Below are 15,712 nucleotides of genomic sequence, written 5' to 3' on the forward strand. Positions count from 1 at the left end.
AATTTCGAGGGGATGGGCGCAAAACCCCTACATGACTATGCAAGCGATTAGATTAGCACTATTCAAAAAAGCAGCTAGTTATAAAATTAAATGTATGCTTTGTAGAATTAGAGAGAAATACGAACTTTATGGTTAACAGCAGCTCAAAGCTAAGCCACAGAGTATTTAGGTTAACTCATTTTGGGGCAAAGGTGAGTTATATTGATAAATCGTCGATGGACATAAATGAGTTAGAGCCGAAGGACGGCTCTGTGCCATGAGCGGACATTGGTAATGCCTCTCAATGAGGCCAAAATTAGTTAAAAATAAGTAACAAAGAAGCAAAATACTACTTAGATGGCTTGTTATGAAACTAAGCACGTATGTTTATAGTTTTTTAACTCAACTACAGATTTATTGTACTCAAAGTATGATTCTGCCAAATTTTCCATATCGCTTTTTTTCTGAACGTCCGAAAACTTCGAGATGAAAACTAACAAATTATAATAGTGGCTATTGTCTAGTTTTGTAAGCAATCGAATTAATTCAGGATCTAAATGTGATATGAAAGAAAAAGCCCTTTGTATGTTTTTACGAGAAAGTTGCTTCTGCCCCTCGAGGAAATCGGCCCAAGTTGCTGGAGTATATAAAAATGTGCCTGTTGCACGGGGAATATTATCATTGAGTTTGTTTTGTTTAAGAAATTTTTTTAATGACTCTATGTCGCTTAAGTTTAACGTTTCAGACTTATCAGTATCTCTAAGGCACTCATTTATCAACTCATTACTTTTAATCACTTCATTTACTAATGGAAGAATTACAGAATTAATATGCACTTCATCTTTATATTCTTTATATCTGACAACAATGAGGTAAAACACATAACTTACTAAATAGCCCATTGCCAGGTTATAAACGGAATTAAGCAGTCTTTCTCCACCATCGAATAACTCAGGTAATTTGTGAAACCATAAATCATTTAATAGAATCACAGATAAGAAAATTAAAAACAAAACATTAATTATTTTATTAATCGATAGAATAAATCTCATTATGCGCCTCTAGTCCGTAGCAGGAAGGTTACTAAAAAACCTTGGATATTTTTTATAATCAAATTTTTCTCCAAGTAATTTATCAAATTTGTCTTTTAGTTTAGGGTGATCAAGTGCTGCACGGTTTCTATCCCAAACTTGATTATTAGTTTCAATGTTTTCAAGCATGAATACAGCAGAATTTTTTGTGAAAAATTTTAAGTACGGTAAAACTAACTGGCCAAAGACTTTATCTGCGGTATCGAAACTACGACTTGAGCAGTAATAGACAGCTATCAGTTTAGAAAATGACTCCTCCCATTCATCTGAATCCGATAACTCTAAAATGTGTTCCCATTGTTGATCTAAAATTGTAGGATATTCATCACTTGCAAACCAAGAACAAAGAAAATCAAAATGTGCTCCTAAATCCCCATCGATGAACCAACCGTATATTTTACCTAATATACTAGAGTCCCTTGCATGCTTAATCTTGAGTTTTGCGTCTTCACTCAAGCACACGTATGCTTCTGGGTAATATGCCAAGTAGAACATTAAGAACCCCATAGGCTCCCCTACAGCAGCTATATTACTATACGCATCATTATTGCCTTTGATTTCTTCAATAACACGCGCAGAATGTCTCTCGGTAATTGCACGGACAACCCATAGGTTAACTTGCCTATTTTCTTTACACTTATCATCCGATAACTTAAATGCAAATTTCCAAATTGTCTTGAAAATAACCATTTCGACGTCTTTAGATATACGGTCTAAATACCGACTTGAGATATATCGTTTTAACTTAGGGAATGAGTTTATTGCCGTCTTAGCCTCATCTAAGTCCTCAAGAAATTCAGCTACGACCTTTTGAGTATAAAATGGAGGTTTTATCAAGATACCTTCTAACGCATTTCTGATAAGCGACCTAACAGTTTCTTTATTTGGTTTGTAAAGTTCCAAGTTTTGTCTTAAAACTGGGTGGGCTGATAGGTGTCTTTGTTTTTGTAGGTATCTTAGGTTTTCATATTCTGAGCTATCTATAAAATCGGTTCTGTCGTAAACCTCGTCAAGGAGTTTTAGCTCCCAATTTGGAGATTTTGGATCATCCGTTTGAATTTTCTTTATATCTTTTAATATATTGGAAGCAACCGTATCACCATATTGATCAACCAAATTTTGTAGTTTATAAACTAAATCACAAATTACTACTGACCAAAGCATAACGACTGAAGAGCGATAACATTGGTTTTGATAAGACGTTAAAACTTCATTAAAATACTCTTTTGTTCTACCAAAGTGTATTTTTTCTGAAATAGATTCTAATTCGAAATTCTTCACAAAGCTTCCTTGACTCCGAGCGCAGTTAATGTCTTATTAACAACAATTTGGCGGTTCATAACACATAAAGCGGCGTATATTATATGCCTAAATAATTTCACCAATAATTACCTTTGTAAACAAATGATTCATATGACTGTGAATTATGTTATTGGGAAAATTAGACTACTCAAAAAAGCGGGAATAAATTCAAATTTTTCAATGACTGCTTCTCGCTCAAAGCCGACCTATAGAGTAATTGCTTTAACACGTTTCGGGGCAAAAGCTTGTTAGAACAAAAGGCAGACTGCGACAAATAGCATCGAAAAGTTTCGAACTTTATTGTCATGGTTTTAGTATTTATTGTCGAGTTTCATACTTTAATGGTAAGCGTCTAGCGAACCACACCTAGCATCGATGTTCTGATTATCTAAAAATACCTGCTCAATGATAAATTCGGAGCAGGTGATGAAAACTTACAGAACAAGCGCACAGTGGCAGCAGCTTTTGCTGAAACGCAGTACGTTTAGTGGTACTAATATTGAATTCTGCCAACACCATAATGTCGCTATTACGACTTATTATAAACAACGTGCTTTACTGGCAAAAGACCAGCCTAATTCCACCTTGCCAGTGCACACGCAGTGCCTTACATCATCACGTTTTGTCCAGGTAAAACAAACTACTGAAGTCTGCGCGCAAACTCGTCAAAATACGCTGCAGTTTGATACGCTAACCGGCCAACTCACGTTTCCTATCGATTTAGCGACGGCCGATATCGTTGCCATTATTAAAGGGCTAACGGTATGAGGATGTTCGTTGATGTACCCACCGTCTATTTATGTGCCGATGCCGTTGATTTTCGAAAATCAATTAATGGTCTGGCGGCGTTGGTGGAAGCAGAGCTTGAACTACCCGTGCTCAGTGGTGCGCTATTTGTGTTTTGTAATAAAGGCCGTGACAAACTCAAACTGCTTTACTGGGATAACACCGGTTTTGCACTGTGGTATAAGCGATTAGATAAGCATAAGTTCAAATGGCCCAAACTCATGTCACCCACCATGACCTTAAGCGAGCAGCAATTACACTGGTTATTATCGGGTTATGATGTGATTGGACACAGTAAAATTGATGTCGCAGGTAAGCAAATGCTTTAATATTTGCGATCGATTGATGATCATCAAAGTGAGTTCAGTTAGCACTGCAAAGCCTTTGATGATGCCTTAAAATAGGCGTCATGAAAAATGAACTCGCCCTTAAACAGCGCATTGCTGAACTTGAAAAACTGTTAGCGCAGAAGGATGCCCAGATTGCGGCATTGGAAGAGCGCTGGAGCTTGGCCCAACAAAAACAATTCGGCAAAAGTGCTGAAGGCTTTGCCGGGCAAGGCGAGTTATTCAATGAAGTGGAAGAAATTGTTGAGGAAGTTGAGGCAGAGCAACAATCCATTAGCTATACCCGTAAAAAGCCGGTGCGTAAGCCACTGCCAAAAGACTTACCTCGTGAGCAAGTTATTCACGACATCATCGACAAAACCTGTGATTGCTGTGGCGGTGAGCTACATAGAATGGGTGAAGATAAGTCAGAAAAGCTTGAGTTCATACCCGCTAAAATCAAAGTGATTGAGCATATTAGGCCTAAATACGCCTGCCGTCACTGTGATAAATCCTCAACTCAGACACAGATTAAACAAGCCTCAATGCCTGCCATGCCCATCAACAAAGGCATTGCAACCAGCAGTTTGCTCAGTCAGCTTATCACCAGTAAATACCAATACGGGTTACCGCTGTATCGCCAGGAAGCGATGTTTAAGCAATACGGTATTGAACTCAGTCGACAGACCATGAGCAGCTGGATAGACAAATCAGCCACACTCTTCGCGCCATTAGTTGAACGGCTTAAAGCCGAGCTGTTAAGGCAACCCACGCTGTTTGCCGATGAAACGCCATTAAAGGTGGTGAAATCGGACAAAGTAAACAGTTACATGTGGGTGTATTGCTCGGGTCGAGATTCACCAGACCCGAATAATCCTATCCCTAATATCGTACTTTACGACTTCCACAATAGTCGCGCGGCCGCCTGCGTGGTCAATTATCTTGATGGATATCAAGGGTACTTGCACGTGGATGGCTATCAAGCCTATGCCAGAACAGAGGCAACCTTAATCGGCTGCTGGGCGCATGCTCGTCGTAAATTTATCGACGCGAAAAAGCTACAAGGTAAAAACAAAACCGGCAAAGTGGATGTGGTATTGAGCCTTATCCAAAAACTGTACGGCGTTGAGTCACGCATCAAAGATAAAAGTGTGGATGACAAATATACGGCAAGACAAGAGGTTAGCCTGCCTATTCTTAGCAAGCTAAAAATATGGCTTGAGCAGGATCAGCCAAATTTAGTGGGGAACAGCAAACTGATAGAGGCAGCTAATTACCTGGCAAATCAATGGCACAAGCTCATACGCTATGTTGATGATGGCCGACTTAGCATCGATAATAATAGAGCAGAACGCGCGGTAAAACCGTTTGTGATAGGCCGAAAGAATTGGTTATTTAGCCAAACGGCTAACGGTGCCCATGCTAGTGCCACCCTTTACAGCATTGTGGAAACCGCCAAGATAAATGGTCTAATCCCATTTAATTACATCTGTGCTTGCCTTGATGAACTGTGCCAGCCTGAGCCCGATATCGACAGCTTGTTACCCTGGAATTTTAAAACATAGGTGTAGTTCGCTAGACGCTCACCTTTAATGTCCTCCGACAGTATTTTAGTCTTAAAATCTCTTTAAGTTTACGCATTGAAATAGGTGCCGTTGGCATGGTCATTCTCATCATCAAAAATGAAAAGAATAACGGTTAAAAACACCTACTGGCTAGACAAAAACGTGTACAAATTGAACGATACCATTCAAGCCGATCACTCAATACCATTTTGACCGAAAAGTGATCGGCATCGATGGTATTGAGTGATCTTGATGGATGGTATTAGGTGATCGGCTTAGATAGTATTAGGTGATCGCGATGCATGAGAATATGCAACAATTGCCCCACTTACATTAATTTACCCCAAGCGCCTTATAAACAGCATCCACAGGATCGCTATAAAAGCTTACCTGAAACTTAGTAAACGTCTCTGCTGGGACTGATGGGATGTCACTGGCTGATGCCATTGGCAGAAGTACCTTGGTTGCTCCACCTTCTAGCGCTATTTGCATACTAGATGCGAGATCTTGCACTGGATTTACCACACCACCTAATGTAATGCTGCCAAGCACAACCATAGACTCTTGTATTGGTTTATTCATTAGAACTGAACAACTAGCAATTAAAGAAGCTAAACTTGCTGTATGACTATTGCCTGAGTTTTGTAAATCAACAAAGTGCAAGTGAAATTCGTGTTCAGAAAATCGTGAAGTCGCTGCTATACGATTTAAATTACCTTTGAAATATTCAAAACCCACCCTAACCTGTTCTTTTGCTGACGTATCAGAGCCAAAACCTGAAGTAGAGTGCTTACCATTACCAGGTGTCATTTGAGTTTCAACTCTGTATAGCCCTAACTTGCCAGCTGCGCCTTCACTTACAAAATGAAGCACACCAGGGTTAGCTATTCCAGCTGGTATTAGGTTTGAACCACCTTGTTCTGGAACATTGACAAAAAATTCCTCGAGTGTTTCATTATCAATATAGCTAAAGTTAACATCAAAAAATTCCATGCCGCCTATTTTTTTCAACTGTTCTTTAATTCGGCGGCGAACTTCTAAAGCATAGGTTAAACATACCCTTACATCTTCTTTAGTATATTCCCCATGAGGTACTAATAACTTTAGTAATCCAGAAGTTGTACGACGCACACCTATTACATCTCGTTGGTTTAAGTTATTTCCTAGCTTAAAGAACTTATTAATAGAGTCTGAAAACGTTGTCTTGCGCATTTCGCGCATGTATTCAGCTAAGTAATCAGTTATTAAACCAAAGCGGTCTGTGAAGAACTCAGGGCGCATTTTAGGTATTTCCCAACCAGGAATGTATCCGTGAAAACGGTCAAAAAATGCGGCATCAATCATATCATCAGGGAATGGCGCTAAAAGGTGACTCGTTTTTACTAAAGTTTCAACGCTATGGTCAATATTACCAACAAACACCATTGACGCTTTAGCTTCTATCGAATCACGGCCACGAGAGAATGAACCTGAGGCCATATAATCTTTCATGATCTGAATACCGTCTTTATCTTTAAAACGGATTCCGGCTACTTCATCAAAGGCCACAACGTCCCACATTCCCACTAAACCAATTTGGCGAGAAGACATATTATAAAAAAGGTTAGCAACTGTAGTTTGTCCGCCCGATACCAAGAGCGAGTTAGGAGAGCACTCTTTATAAACATGCGACTTACCTGTACCACGCGGCCCAAGTTCACAAACGTTATAGTTATTTTCAACAAATGGGATCATGCGAGCAATTAAATGCCATTTAGTTCGGTGATCTAAATTAGCAGGTTCCATTCCAATTGAGCGCAGTAACATATCGATCCACTGATCCATTGTGAATTTACGTCGAGCTTGATATACCTCTTCCATATTCATAGAAGGCATTTGAATTGGCTTTAAGCTAAATACACTAAAAGGTGATACTTTCTGGCCTTCTTCATAGTAATAGCTAACTGTAATAATGCACCAAATACCGCCTGTTAAGAGCTTCTCGTTTTCTTTAACAATTTTATTTGGCACAACCGCATCTTTGATACCGATATTAGATAGGCTTGCTTCGTAAATATCTTTTTTCTGGTTTAGCTTAACCGTCACTTTATCAATAACTTTATGCGTGCCTTTCTCACGAATAAGCGACTTGGCTTTTTCGGCCTCATCTGGTCGAACATAGTTTTCCGTTAAGATTTTCTTAACGTTTTTCATGCCTTCTTCAATTAAGTCATCTTCAGCAGCAGAGCAATACATACCTAAAAGGTATTCCAGTACGTATACAGGAACGTTAGCACCTTCTTTTAACTGCTTTGTTAGATCTTTACGTACAATACGACCTTTAAATTCATTTATCATCAGCTCGTCTAGATCAATACTTCTTAGCTCCCCACGCTCAGTAAGCACAGGTGCAGTATCGTCTATAGGGTCTATCGTCGCGTCATTTTCATGCATATGAACATGTACATTAATTTCACGTTCTTGGTTGGCAACTTGGTTTTCTTGATTATCATTTTCTAAATTGTCTTTGGTTTCCATTTTATGCCTTCCCTAAAAAAAGTCGTCTTCAAAAGCTAAATCAATAATCACAGAGTGTGTTGTTTTTACTTTGCTCTCTGTATCTTCCATCATTAGCTTGTAGCTCACTGTGCGGTCAAAGCCGCTACCTTCTAATTTTATTTGTACGTTGCGTTTACGATCGTCCATCTTCTCTGAAGTCGATTCAAACAATACCTTTTCACGTGAACTTACCTTTTTCCCATCGGAATCTTCAATCCATATTTCTAATTCACGGGCCTTAAATTTCTCGCCTACCGGATCTGTTTGAAGGAATTTGATCCTATCGATATTAGATACTATTTTCACAGGATTATTGAGCGGAACAGCGTTTACTTTCTGCTTTGCGTGTTTCGTTTGAGCCTTTGTATCTAACTCTCTAATTTGAAGAACAGGAACACAAATTTCCTGTGGCATAATGCCACCATGAATAAACTTGGCCCCACCAACAAAGTTAAAGCGGTTACTTCCCCTAGGGATCATAAACTCAGCATCATCACCACCTTCAACATTTACGCCAGCAGTATTAGCCAATTTGCCAGTCCAGTAATAGCTGTCTGTAGGTAAGTTTGAGCCTATTACATAACGCTTTTTGGCTTCGGTTGTGCCTGCTGGTTTTGATTTAAGCGCAGTTTTATCTGAATCGGTCACGTCCGTCATTTTAAACAAGAAACCATGATCAGCGGTAACAAGCACTCTACTACCGTTTAAGCGATTAATGATACGACCAATCAATTGCTTGATTTCATCAACGGCATCGCGAGCGGCTTCAAAGGTTTGGTTCTCAGTTACTTGCTTATCACCTATTGCGTCAATCTCATCGTGATAAATATATACCACCTGAGTATCACGCACTTTGTCTCGGCCTTCTTGATTTGTCCAGTTAAGGACCTCATCCGCTTTAAAAGCAACACCGCCATGCTTTTCAAGAATCTTATGGCGGTTGTCATGCCCATGCACAGACATGCCATCAGCTTTATATTCTGGCTTAGTGCCAAGGTGAGCTGTCAGCTTCTGGTGAGGTAACAAGCTACCCATCCCCAATTGAGTATAAGAAGGCACAACGCCTAACTGAGACTTAATCTCAGATTTAAAGCGTTTTTCATCGTTAATCTGCTGGTGAATATCATGCGCTACCTCGTATCGAAGTGCATCGGAAATAATCACAAAAACCCGTTTAGTTTGAGTTTTGCTTAATACACCTTTTACTTCTTCACGGAAGAAGTTTTGCTGATTGTTTATTCCAGCTAGACTCCAATTATCAAGTAAGTTTTCATCATCAACTAGCTTACCCCAAACAATCGCTAAATCATGCAAGTACCAATCAACATATAAGTGTTCAATATCTTCAACAAGACCTGTTGCTTTTAAAATATCAGAGCCGTTTTTACTAATTTCAATCGAGTTTTCACTAAAAATACGATACGCATGGTCAAACTTATAAAGCTCCGTTTCATATGCCTTGTAAAGACTCCTAGCACTTTCAAAGGCCAAACCATCAATGTGCTTTTCTTTTAAGTCATAGAACTCTTTAGCGGCTCTTAATGCCGTATAAATAGCCGCATAGTTAGCACTATCTTTATGTGAGCCTGGTGAGCACCAATGGCTGCGTAACTTTTTCGAAACCCATTCATTAATTTCAACAGCGTTATATGCAGGTAAATCCGTTGCTAACGATTTAATTAACTGCTGATCCGCTTCAACAAAGGTTTCAACATGTATTAGCTCCGACGGATGTTTAAACTCGGCAAGTTTATTCTTAATTTCTAGCTCTTGGGCAACTTCAGATGCCACAACATTATATGAATCCGATAACGTTCTGCTCTCTCGCCAAGACGACACAAAGTTAACCACAGATGCGCGTTTAGAGGCCGCGTTCAATAGCAACTCTTTTACGCTCTTTGGCAGTGCTGTTGTTTCTTCATCACTTAAGCTCATAGGTAAAGTATGTGCAGAAAGGCTTGAGGCAAAACTCGTGGCTTGAACAGTAACGCCAGACGACTGCAACGCTTGGTAGCAATCAGTGACTAATAACTTGGTCAATAAGTCTTTGAACATAACGAGTTGTGCACTAGTAGCTTTATCATCAAGCCATAAACATTTGGCAACAAAGCCAAACTCTTCAACAGCTAACAGCCAAAACACTTTACCAAGCTCAAATTTATTTAAATCAGATAGCAACTCATCTGCTTTTTCTGGCTGCTCGGCATACAACTTAATTAATTGATAAAAAGCCGCAGTAAAAGAAACCGTTTCTACCTTAGCTATAACAGCAATCATCGAAAGCTCTAATGTTTGTTTATCTGCGCCCTCTGGTAGTAACCGCTTTAGCTTGTTATATCGCTGCTGGTTCCCAAAAAATTTCTTATAGCGGCCTATATCTTGGCGAAACTCCATTCTCATACCTAACTCATTCAATATCATTGAGCTTGAATCAGCATAAAACTGCTCTGCGTATAAGCGAATATCATACAGCCAATCACGTGATGGCTCGCTTTGCGATTTATTGCTGTACAACAAAAACTTTGAGTTTGCTTCTTTTAACTCAATACGCTGTTTTATTTCAAAATGTGAACACTCATCAAGCTCAATAAACTCTACATCACTGCTATTAAGTTCGTCGTTTATTAGTGGCAACTGCTCTTTAAACTCGATGTCTTCGTCTTGCCAAAATACCAGTCGGCACTTTTCAAATTTGGCTAATATGCCTTGTTTTAATTGTTCTAGATTCATTATTACTTAACCGCCTCAGGCAAATAAAAAGTAACGTCATGAAAAACGTTATATTGAATATTTCTATCATCAGACTTAATTTGGCGTTCACCCCAATTCACGTATATGAGTGAAAGATCATTATTTCGTAAATACTCATCTAATAGGTTTTTTCGTATGTACAAAAATTCTTCATAGTTTTTGTATGTGTTCTTTTGATTACCTTTTATTAACGTTGCAAGTTGGCCCTGCTTATCAACTAAATCAAAACCTTGGCTCTGCCCGCGTAATTCAAATTCTTTAATTAATCGGGGACTGACTGTACGAACGCTGCCCTCCGATTCTTCGTTTATACTTTTAGAGACGGACACAGCAGTGCAATCGCAGGCTATAGAGTGGTACTTAGGTACATCAATTATTCGTTTTTCAATATTCTCTAAGTCTATTTCTAAACTTTCTTCATTAACGTTAAAACTAGGACTCTCAATTTCTTTATGCTCTGTGCCTATAATAAAATCAAAACTATCTTCAGTAAGCGAAGTATCTGGGAGTAATGTCACAAACTCTTTAAAAGTAACATTGTAAGACGAAGCTTTTTCAGGTAAGTGGTTTGACGAAAATTCACATTTATTATAGTGCTCGATAATCTCATCAACTTTCGTATTAACTACAAAATATCCACGCATTTGAGCAAATACGGTTCTGTTATATTGAGGTTCTTGTTTATCAAACGTACCATCTAATAAAACAAATTCTACTCCATTTTCTGCCGTAGTGAGGTATTCAACAATATTAGAAGGTGCACTCTTTAAGTTTAACCATGTGTCATCAGGCTGAACATCTAACTCTAAAGCTTCAACCCCTACTTCACTTTCTGCCTTCCTAATAGGTATAAAACTAAGATCAAGCTCGGCCGCTGGGTAGTCCCAATCATCATCAAGTTGTTTTCTAGTTATAAGAACTCCAGCCATCTCATCATATGCAATCCACGCATATTTTTTACCATAGCGGTCAATTTTCTCTTCCTGCCTGCCAATTCTTGGGTGGTGTTGCATGGAAGCAATACGAGAATCTACTTCGTTAAACTTTTCGTCCCACCCCAGCTCCATAATGCGCCAAAGCATCTGTTCCTTTACTTGAATATATCCTGTATGGCTGTAATTATAATTTCCTCTATTTGGTACAAGCCTGCCAATAGTGTAATTTTCAAAGTCCATTCCAAATGGATGTTTTATTCTCTCTTTCCAGTTTACTTTCCCCCTAGAGCTATTGAATTGGCTTTCGAGGGTTTGTTTCATCTCAGTTTGCTCGGCAGTAAAGGATGTTCCTGACAGGTGTAAAATATTTTGTATATATTTCCCAATCATAAAGTGAGAGGTATAAATTTCAGAGTCCATACAATAAAACGAACTTTTAATTTGTTCAGTAAACCCATTAGCATCAACAGGTAAGTTCAAGAATTTAGCATTTAAAACAACTGCGTAAGATGCGGCGAGCATTCTCTCAAATACATAAGGATCGTTAATACTCGAAGACTCAAGTGTTAACTGAAATAAATGTTCTGGTGCTTTTAATCCAAACTGATATAGAGCACTTGTGATATCGTCTCTAAACTGTCTATGAGTCGTAGTAAGAGACCACATCAGAAATTCTGCAATTAATCTATCAGATTCAGAAACTTTAGTGTTCGTATCTGCCCATTTTCTGCGTAGCCTAGCAACATTTGGTGCAAGCTTATCTAAGTTTTTCCTTATCCATTCAGTCCAGCATAGATCTCGCTCGCTGACAGATAAGCCTTTTAATAGCTGTGTTAAAAATTTCGAATTAAGAGGGTTATCTTTATTACTTCTAACCCCCAATAACCGATTGAATATTTCACCTCTTAATTCTGTGTCTTGTTGAAAGCAATATACTATTTCATCAGTAGAATCTTGATCGATTAAACTAGGTTGAATTTCAAATACACCTAAAAGCGCTGAAACTTTATATTCTTGAGGCACGAGCGTCCATAACTGGGCACCATAAAATTGTTTCGGAACAAGAGAAGTTAAGGATCTAAAAATATCACTCGATAAATAGTGATTTTCATTTCCCCCAAATTTCTCTAAAGCTTCCTCAGTGTTAAACCATGATAAACTGTTATCTCTTGGATTAGATTGAATTAGAAAATCAGCAATTAGAAAGCCACCAAATGCATCATATACAGGTATTAGCTCAAACTGCCCAGGCCGATCTCCAGGATTCCTGAAGATGATCCCTTCTTGAGATAAAAGGTTTACTAAACTTGCATCCCAAACAACATCATCTTGTACCAGCTTTTTAAACGCTTTTTCATCACAGGATCTACTATTAGATTCCCACCAACACTGCCCCAAGTAATACAAAGCTAACCTAATATCAGACTCTGAATACTGTTGAGGAATGTGAGTCATGCCGCTTATTTTTGTACATGAATAGTCAATATACTTGCCAAAGATTTCGGGCAAAGATGTAGGGAATTGATTTACCTTAACTATCCCAGTTCTATCAGGATTAGTGACCTCACAATATATTCTTAATGTAATTGGACGCTTGAAGAAATTAATTGGTAAAGTAGCATCGCCAGCATCAATTTTATAATAGTTTAGGTAGTCTCTAATAGCTTTGACTGTATACTCACCAAAACCGTCCATTTCAATTTTAACTATACCTTTAGGCAGCGCTTGAACTGCAAACGACTCTCTTTGATCGACATGCTGTCGTTGAAAGTGACCGCGTCGGGGTAGTTCACCAGTTCTTAGTGTACATACTAATAGTACGTTTTTAGCGTTTTCCAATACTGGTAATATCGAGGCTAATTCATCTTTCCAAACTCTTGGATCTTCAGCCTCATTCAGACCATCTATAACAATTGGTAGCCTACATTTTGCACGTTGTCCCGCTGAGTTTAATGCAGAAACTAACTCTTCAAATGTACCAACGCTCGCACCATTGATTTTGTATCTTTTGGCTAAAGAGTCTAGAGAGCTTGCTTTATCTAAAAACTTACCTTGAATATAGATCCCACAAACAGCACCTTGGTTAGCTGATGAAAGTTGTGCCGAGAGTTGAGTTTTACCACCTCCAGCATCAGCTAAAACGGCTATTAATGTCACTTTTAGTTTTTCATCTATAGAATTAAACAATCGTTTAGCGAGAAACATATCATCCAATGCATTAGCAGCATCAAGAGCAATAGGCAGTTTGAGCTTTCTTAACACTCGGACAAAACGTTTCGTACTATCTGAAATAAAAAGTGTAGAACTAGTTAGCCATTCATGAAGTGACTCAATGTCCCCGTCAAAAAGCATTGTTTCTAGGTTGTCTAAAATATCCAAATACTCATTAGAACAACTTATAAATTCGCCTAAAAGCTTAGCCTCATCCTTTAACTTAGATTCAAATTTTAAGATATTTGATCGACATTGGCTTAAGCTTTGTCTAATGGTTTTAAACTCTTGATAAGCTGAAGGAGTAACTAATGCCCTGCGCACCTCATGCTCAGCTTGTGTGATTTGGTGGATAGGGGCCAGCCATCTATCTTTAATTGGAGCAATGCTTCTATCATGCTGCTCTTGTAATGCCTCAAATGATAGAACTAATTCACCAAAGTATGTTTTCCGTAACATTTCAGCGGGGCCTGATAGCCAATTATCAAGCTCCTCTTCCGCCCAAAGATGTAGCTTAAATGGGTAGTTTCTTTCCAACCCTTCGAACCAAGTTTGATCTTTAGTTGATAACGTAAAAGGTGTCCACAATACCCAGTCTGTTAAGTTAGGCACATGAGTAATTGTTTTCTTTAGTGAGTCTTCAATATCATTTTTACTTGCTGCTTTTAAGCTACTGTCTTTGTTTAACTCAAACCATTTACACTGCCAACCAAACCACCTTGTTGAGTCACCTAAAGAGGGGCAGTCTTTGGATAGTTTTATATGATATTCAACTCCAGGTTGATTTTTTAATGCTTTAAACTGACCATACCCACCGAAATGAGCACGAACAATACCTCGACACAAATTCTCAAAATTTATTCGTACATCACCTGAACATTCTTTAAACTTTTCCCAATTAAGTGCTGGCATTTACTATTTTCCTCTGCCATGTAGTTCATCAGGAAAGTTATGTGCAGAATAAACTTCTACTTTTGCTCCTTTATCAATAAACAGTTTTAAGAAGGCTGAAAACTCAGTTTCCTCCGTTTTAAAGATTAGCTTTTCGCCCTCTTGTTCAATCCAGTGCTCATAAGAGAAGTGCTCTACCTCTTGTGGACTTAAAATATGAAAATTTTCTTTCCACAAAATATCCCTAACTTCATCTGGGAACCGAGTTGTTTGTCCATCAAGCTCTACTTGATGCTGTAAATTGTCGCTCAAGCGTTCAGATAATTCTTTTGCTTCTGTCGCATCTTCAGCTGTTTTAAAAGTACCAACCATAACTAAATTCATAGAATGCTCAGAACCATAAGAAGTCCATATTTTCATTATAATTTTTCCTCTACCTATATCGCTAATTTCTCAAGTGCACTGAGAACACCATTTGTCCCTATCAAAACACAATCATTTGTAAACGAGTTACGTTTTACTTCAGCATTTGCATTGATATGAATATAAGACTGAATATCATTTTCCTTGATACAAGGCTCTATAACTTGAAATTCGGCTTTAAATGGCTCGCTAACGGACAGCCTCACTGAGCCTTTATAATCTTTAGCCCACTGATGAAGAGCTTTTAGGGATAGCTCGTCTATGCCCGCTCCCAAACCTGAACAAACCTCAGGCAGTAGTAATAGCTCGGAGGCACCGAATTTCTCGCAAATAGCAACGGCTCTGTCTAGATCATTGATAGTAGTAGCGTTAACAACATAATTAATTCCATACGAGATTTGATCTTGAAGTAAAGATAAGGAATGTAATAAGTCAGTAAATTTTTTTCCACGGATAGATTCATAGTTTCCACCTACACCGTCCATACTTACTCGAATAAAGTGCACATGGCCTTTTAATTTACCAATTAGTTTTTCTGTCAACGTGTGTCCATGAGTAGTAAAAGTAATCGCTAGCTCTGTTTCTCTTGAACCAAACTCACATAGCTCAACAAACCCCTTATAAAGGGTTGGTTCACCACCGCCAAAACCAACACCAAAACAACCGTTTTTATCAAGCTCTACTAACCATTGTTGTAAAGTGCTTAAATCTAGCTCTGAAGACGACTTAGGGGCATAACAGTGAGTACAATTTAAGTTACATAAATTAGTTAATGCGATAGATACCTGACGAGGGGATTTAGACCATTCTCTCTCAGGAACCAATATCTCATCCATTAAGATATTGGTTCCTGTAGTCCTATCAAAAAGATGAACTCCATCTGGGCCATATCGCACTTTATATGTACCCGCCAT

Annotated in this window: 10 protein-coding genes; 3 read left to right on the forward strand and 7 right to left on the reverse strand. The window is 38.5% G+C overall.

Going from position 1 to position 15,712, the window contains the following annotated elements; genetic code table 11:
• Positions 1-344 precede the first annotated feature (344 nt).
• Positions 345-1,031: a hypothetical protein gene (locus PNIG_RS09890; protein WP_089368380.1), complete on the reverse strand. Its 687-nt coding sequence runs from the start codon at positions 1,029-1,031 to the stop codon at positions 345-347.
• Positions 1,032-1,040: 9 nt separating this feature from the next.
• Complete coding sequence (locus tag PNIG_RS09895) at positions 1,041-2,351, reverse strand: hypothetical protein (RefSeq protein ID WP_076920568.1); 1,311 nt, start codon at positions 2,349-2,351, stop codon at positions 1,041-1,043.
• A 447-nt stretch (positions 2,352-2,798) separates the two neighbouring features.
• Between PNIG_RS09895 and PNIG_RS09900 the strand changes: the two genes are divergently transcribed.
• The 3 genes from PNIG_RS09900 to tnpC all read left to right on the forward strand — a co-directional run bounded on the left by PNIG_RS09900 (position 2,799) and on the right by tnpC (position 5,049).
• Complete coding sequence (locus PNIG_RS09900; RefSeq protein ID WP_008467385.1) at positions 2,799-3,140, forward strand: hypothetical protein; 342 nt, start codon at positions 2,799-2,801, stop codon at positions 3,138-3,140.
• On the forward strand, positions 3,137-3,487 hold the full coding sequence (gene tnpB / locus PNIG_RS09905; protein WP_010554756.1) for an IS66 family insertion sequence element accessory protein TnpB: 351 nt from the start codon (positions 3,137-3,139) through the stop codon (positions 3,485-3,487). The genes PNIG_RS09900 and tnpB overlap by 4 nt, the downstream gene beginning before the upstream one ends.
• A gap of 80 nt (positions 3,488-3,567) precedes the next feature.
• Positions 3,568-5,049, forward strand: a complete 1,482-nt coding sequence (gene tnpC, locus PNIG_RS09910; protein ID WP_008467384.1) for an IS66 family transposase — start codon at positions 3,568-3,570, stop codon at positions 5,047-5,049.
• Positions 5,050-5,382: 333 nt separating this feature from the next.
• On the opposite strand, the gene brxL is transcribed toward tnpC, so the two are convergent.
• Genes brxL through PNIG_RS09935 form a run of 5 tightly spaced genes read right to left on the reverse strand, consistent with a single transcriptional unit; the run spans position 5,383 to position 15,712 of the window.
• A complete protein-coding gene (brxL, locus tag PNIG_RS09915) occupies positions 5,383-7,566 on the reverse strand; it encodes a protease Lon-related BREX system protein BrxL (protein WP_244181030.1) in 2,184 nt (727 codons plus the stop codon).
• A 12-nt stretch (positions 7,567-7,578) separates the two neighbouring features.
• Positions 7,579-10,317, reverse strand: coding sequence for a BREX-1 system phosphatase PglZ type A (gene pglZ, locus PNIG_RS09920; RefSeq protein WP_089368381.1), 2,739 nt, complete (start codon positions 10,315-10,317; stop codon positions 7,579-7,581).
• 2 nt (positions 10,318-10,319) lie between these two features.
• A complete protein-coding gene (locus PNIG_RS09925; protein ID WP_089368382.1) occupies positions 10,320-14,396 on the reverse strand; it encodes an NACHT domain-containing protein in 4,077 nt (1,358 codons plus the stop codon).
• A gap of 3 nt (positions 14,397-14,399) precedes the next feature.
• Entirely contained in the window at positions 14,400-14,795 is a 396-nt protein-coding gene (locus PNIG_RS09930) for a DUF6375 family protein (protein WP_089368383.1), read from the reverse strand.
• A gap of 17 nt (positions 14,796-14,812) precedes the next feature.
• Positions 14,813-15,712 carry a radical SAM protein gene (locus tag PNIG_RS09935; protein WP_089368384.1) on the reverse strand — a complete coding sequence of 300 codons (900 nt, stop codon included), beginning with the start codon at positions 15,710-15,712 and terminating at the stop codon, positions 14,813-14,815.

The sequence above is a fragment of the Pseudoalteromonas nigrifaciens genome, assembly GCF_002221505.1.
Taxonomy (GTDB): domain Bacteria; phylum Pseudomonadota; class Gammaproteobacteria; order Enterobacterales; family Alteromonadaceae; genus Pseudoalteromonas; species Pseudoalteromonas nigrifaciens.

What these genes read in the sequence shown, in the direction of transcription:
- PNIG_RS09925 (WP_089368382.1), bottom strand. Translation starts at nt 14,396, where the DNA reads ATGCCAGCACTTAATTGGGAAAAGTTTAAAGAATGTTCAGGTGATGTA.
- tnpC (WP_008467384.1), top strand. Translation starts at nt 3,568, where the DNA reads ATGAAAAATGAACTCGCCCTTAAACAGCGCATTGCTGAACTTGAAAAA.
- PNIG_RS09930 (WP_089368383.1), bottom strand. Translation starts at nt 14,795, where the DNA reads ATGAAAATATGGACTTCTTATGGTTCTGAGCATTCTATGAATTTAGTT.
- PNIG_RS09935 (WP_089368384.1), bottom strand. Translation starts at nt 15,712, where the DNA reads ATGGCGGGTACATATAAAGTGCGATATGGCCCAGATGGAGTTCATCTT.
- PNIG_RS09900 (WP_008467385.1), top strand. Translation starts at nt 2,799, where the DNA reads ATGAAAACTTACAGAACAAGCGCACAGTGGCAGCAGCTTTTGCTGAAA.
- tnpB (WP_010554756.1), top strand. Translation starts at nt 3,137, where the DNA reads ATGAGGATGTTCGTTGATGTACCCACCGTCTATTTATGTGCCGATGCC.
- brxL (WP_244181030.1), bottom strand. Translation starts at nt 7,566, where the DNA reads ATGGAAACCAAAGACAATTTAGAAAATGATAATCAAGAAAACCAAGTT.
- pglZ (WP_089368381.1), bottom strand. Translation starts at nt 10,317, where the DNA reads ATGAATCTAGAACAATTAAAACAAGGCATATTAGCCAAATTTGAAAAG.
- PNIG_RS09890 (WP_089368380.1), bottom strand. Translation starts at nt 1,031, where the DNA reads ATGAGATTTATTCTATCGATTAATAAAATAATTAATGTTTTGTTTTTA.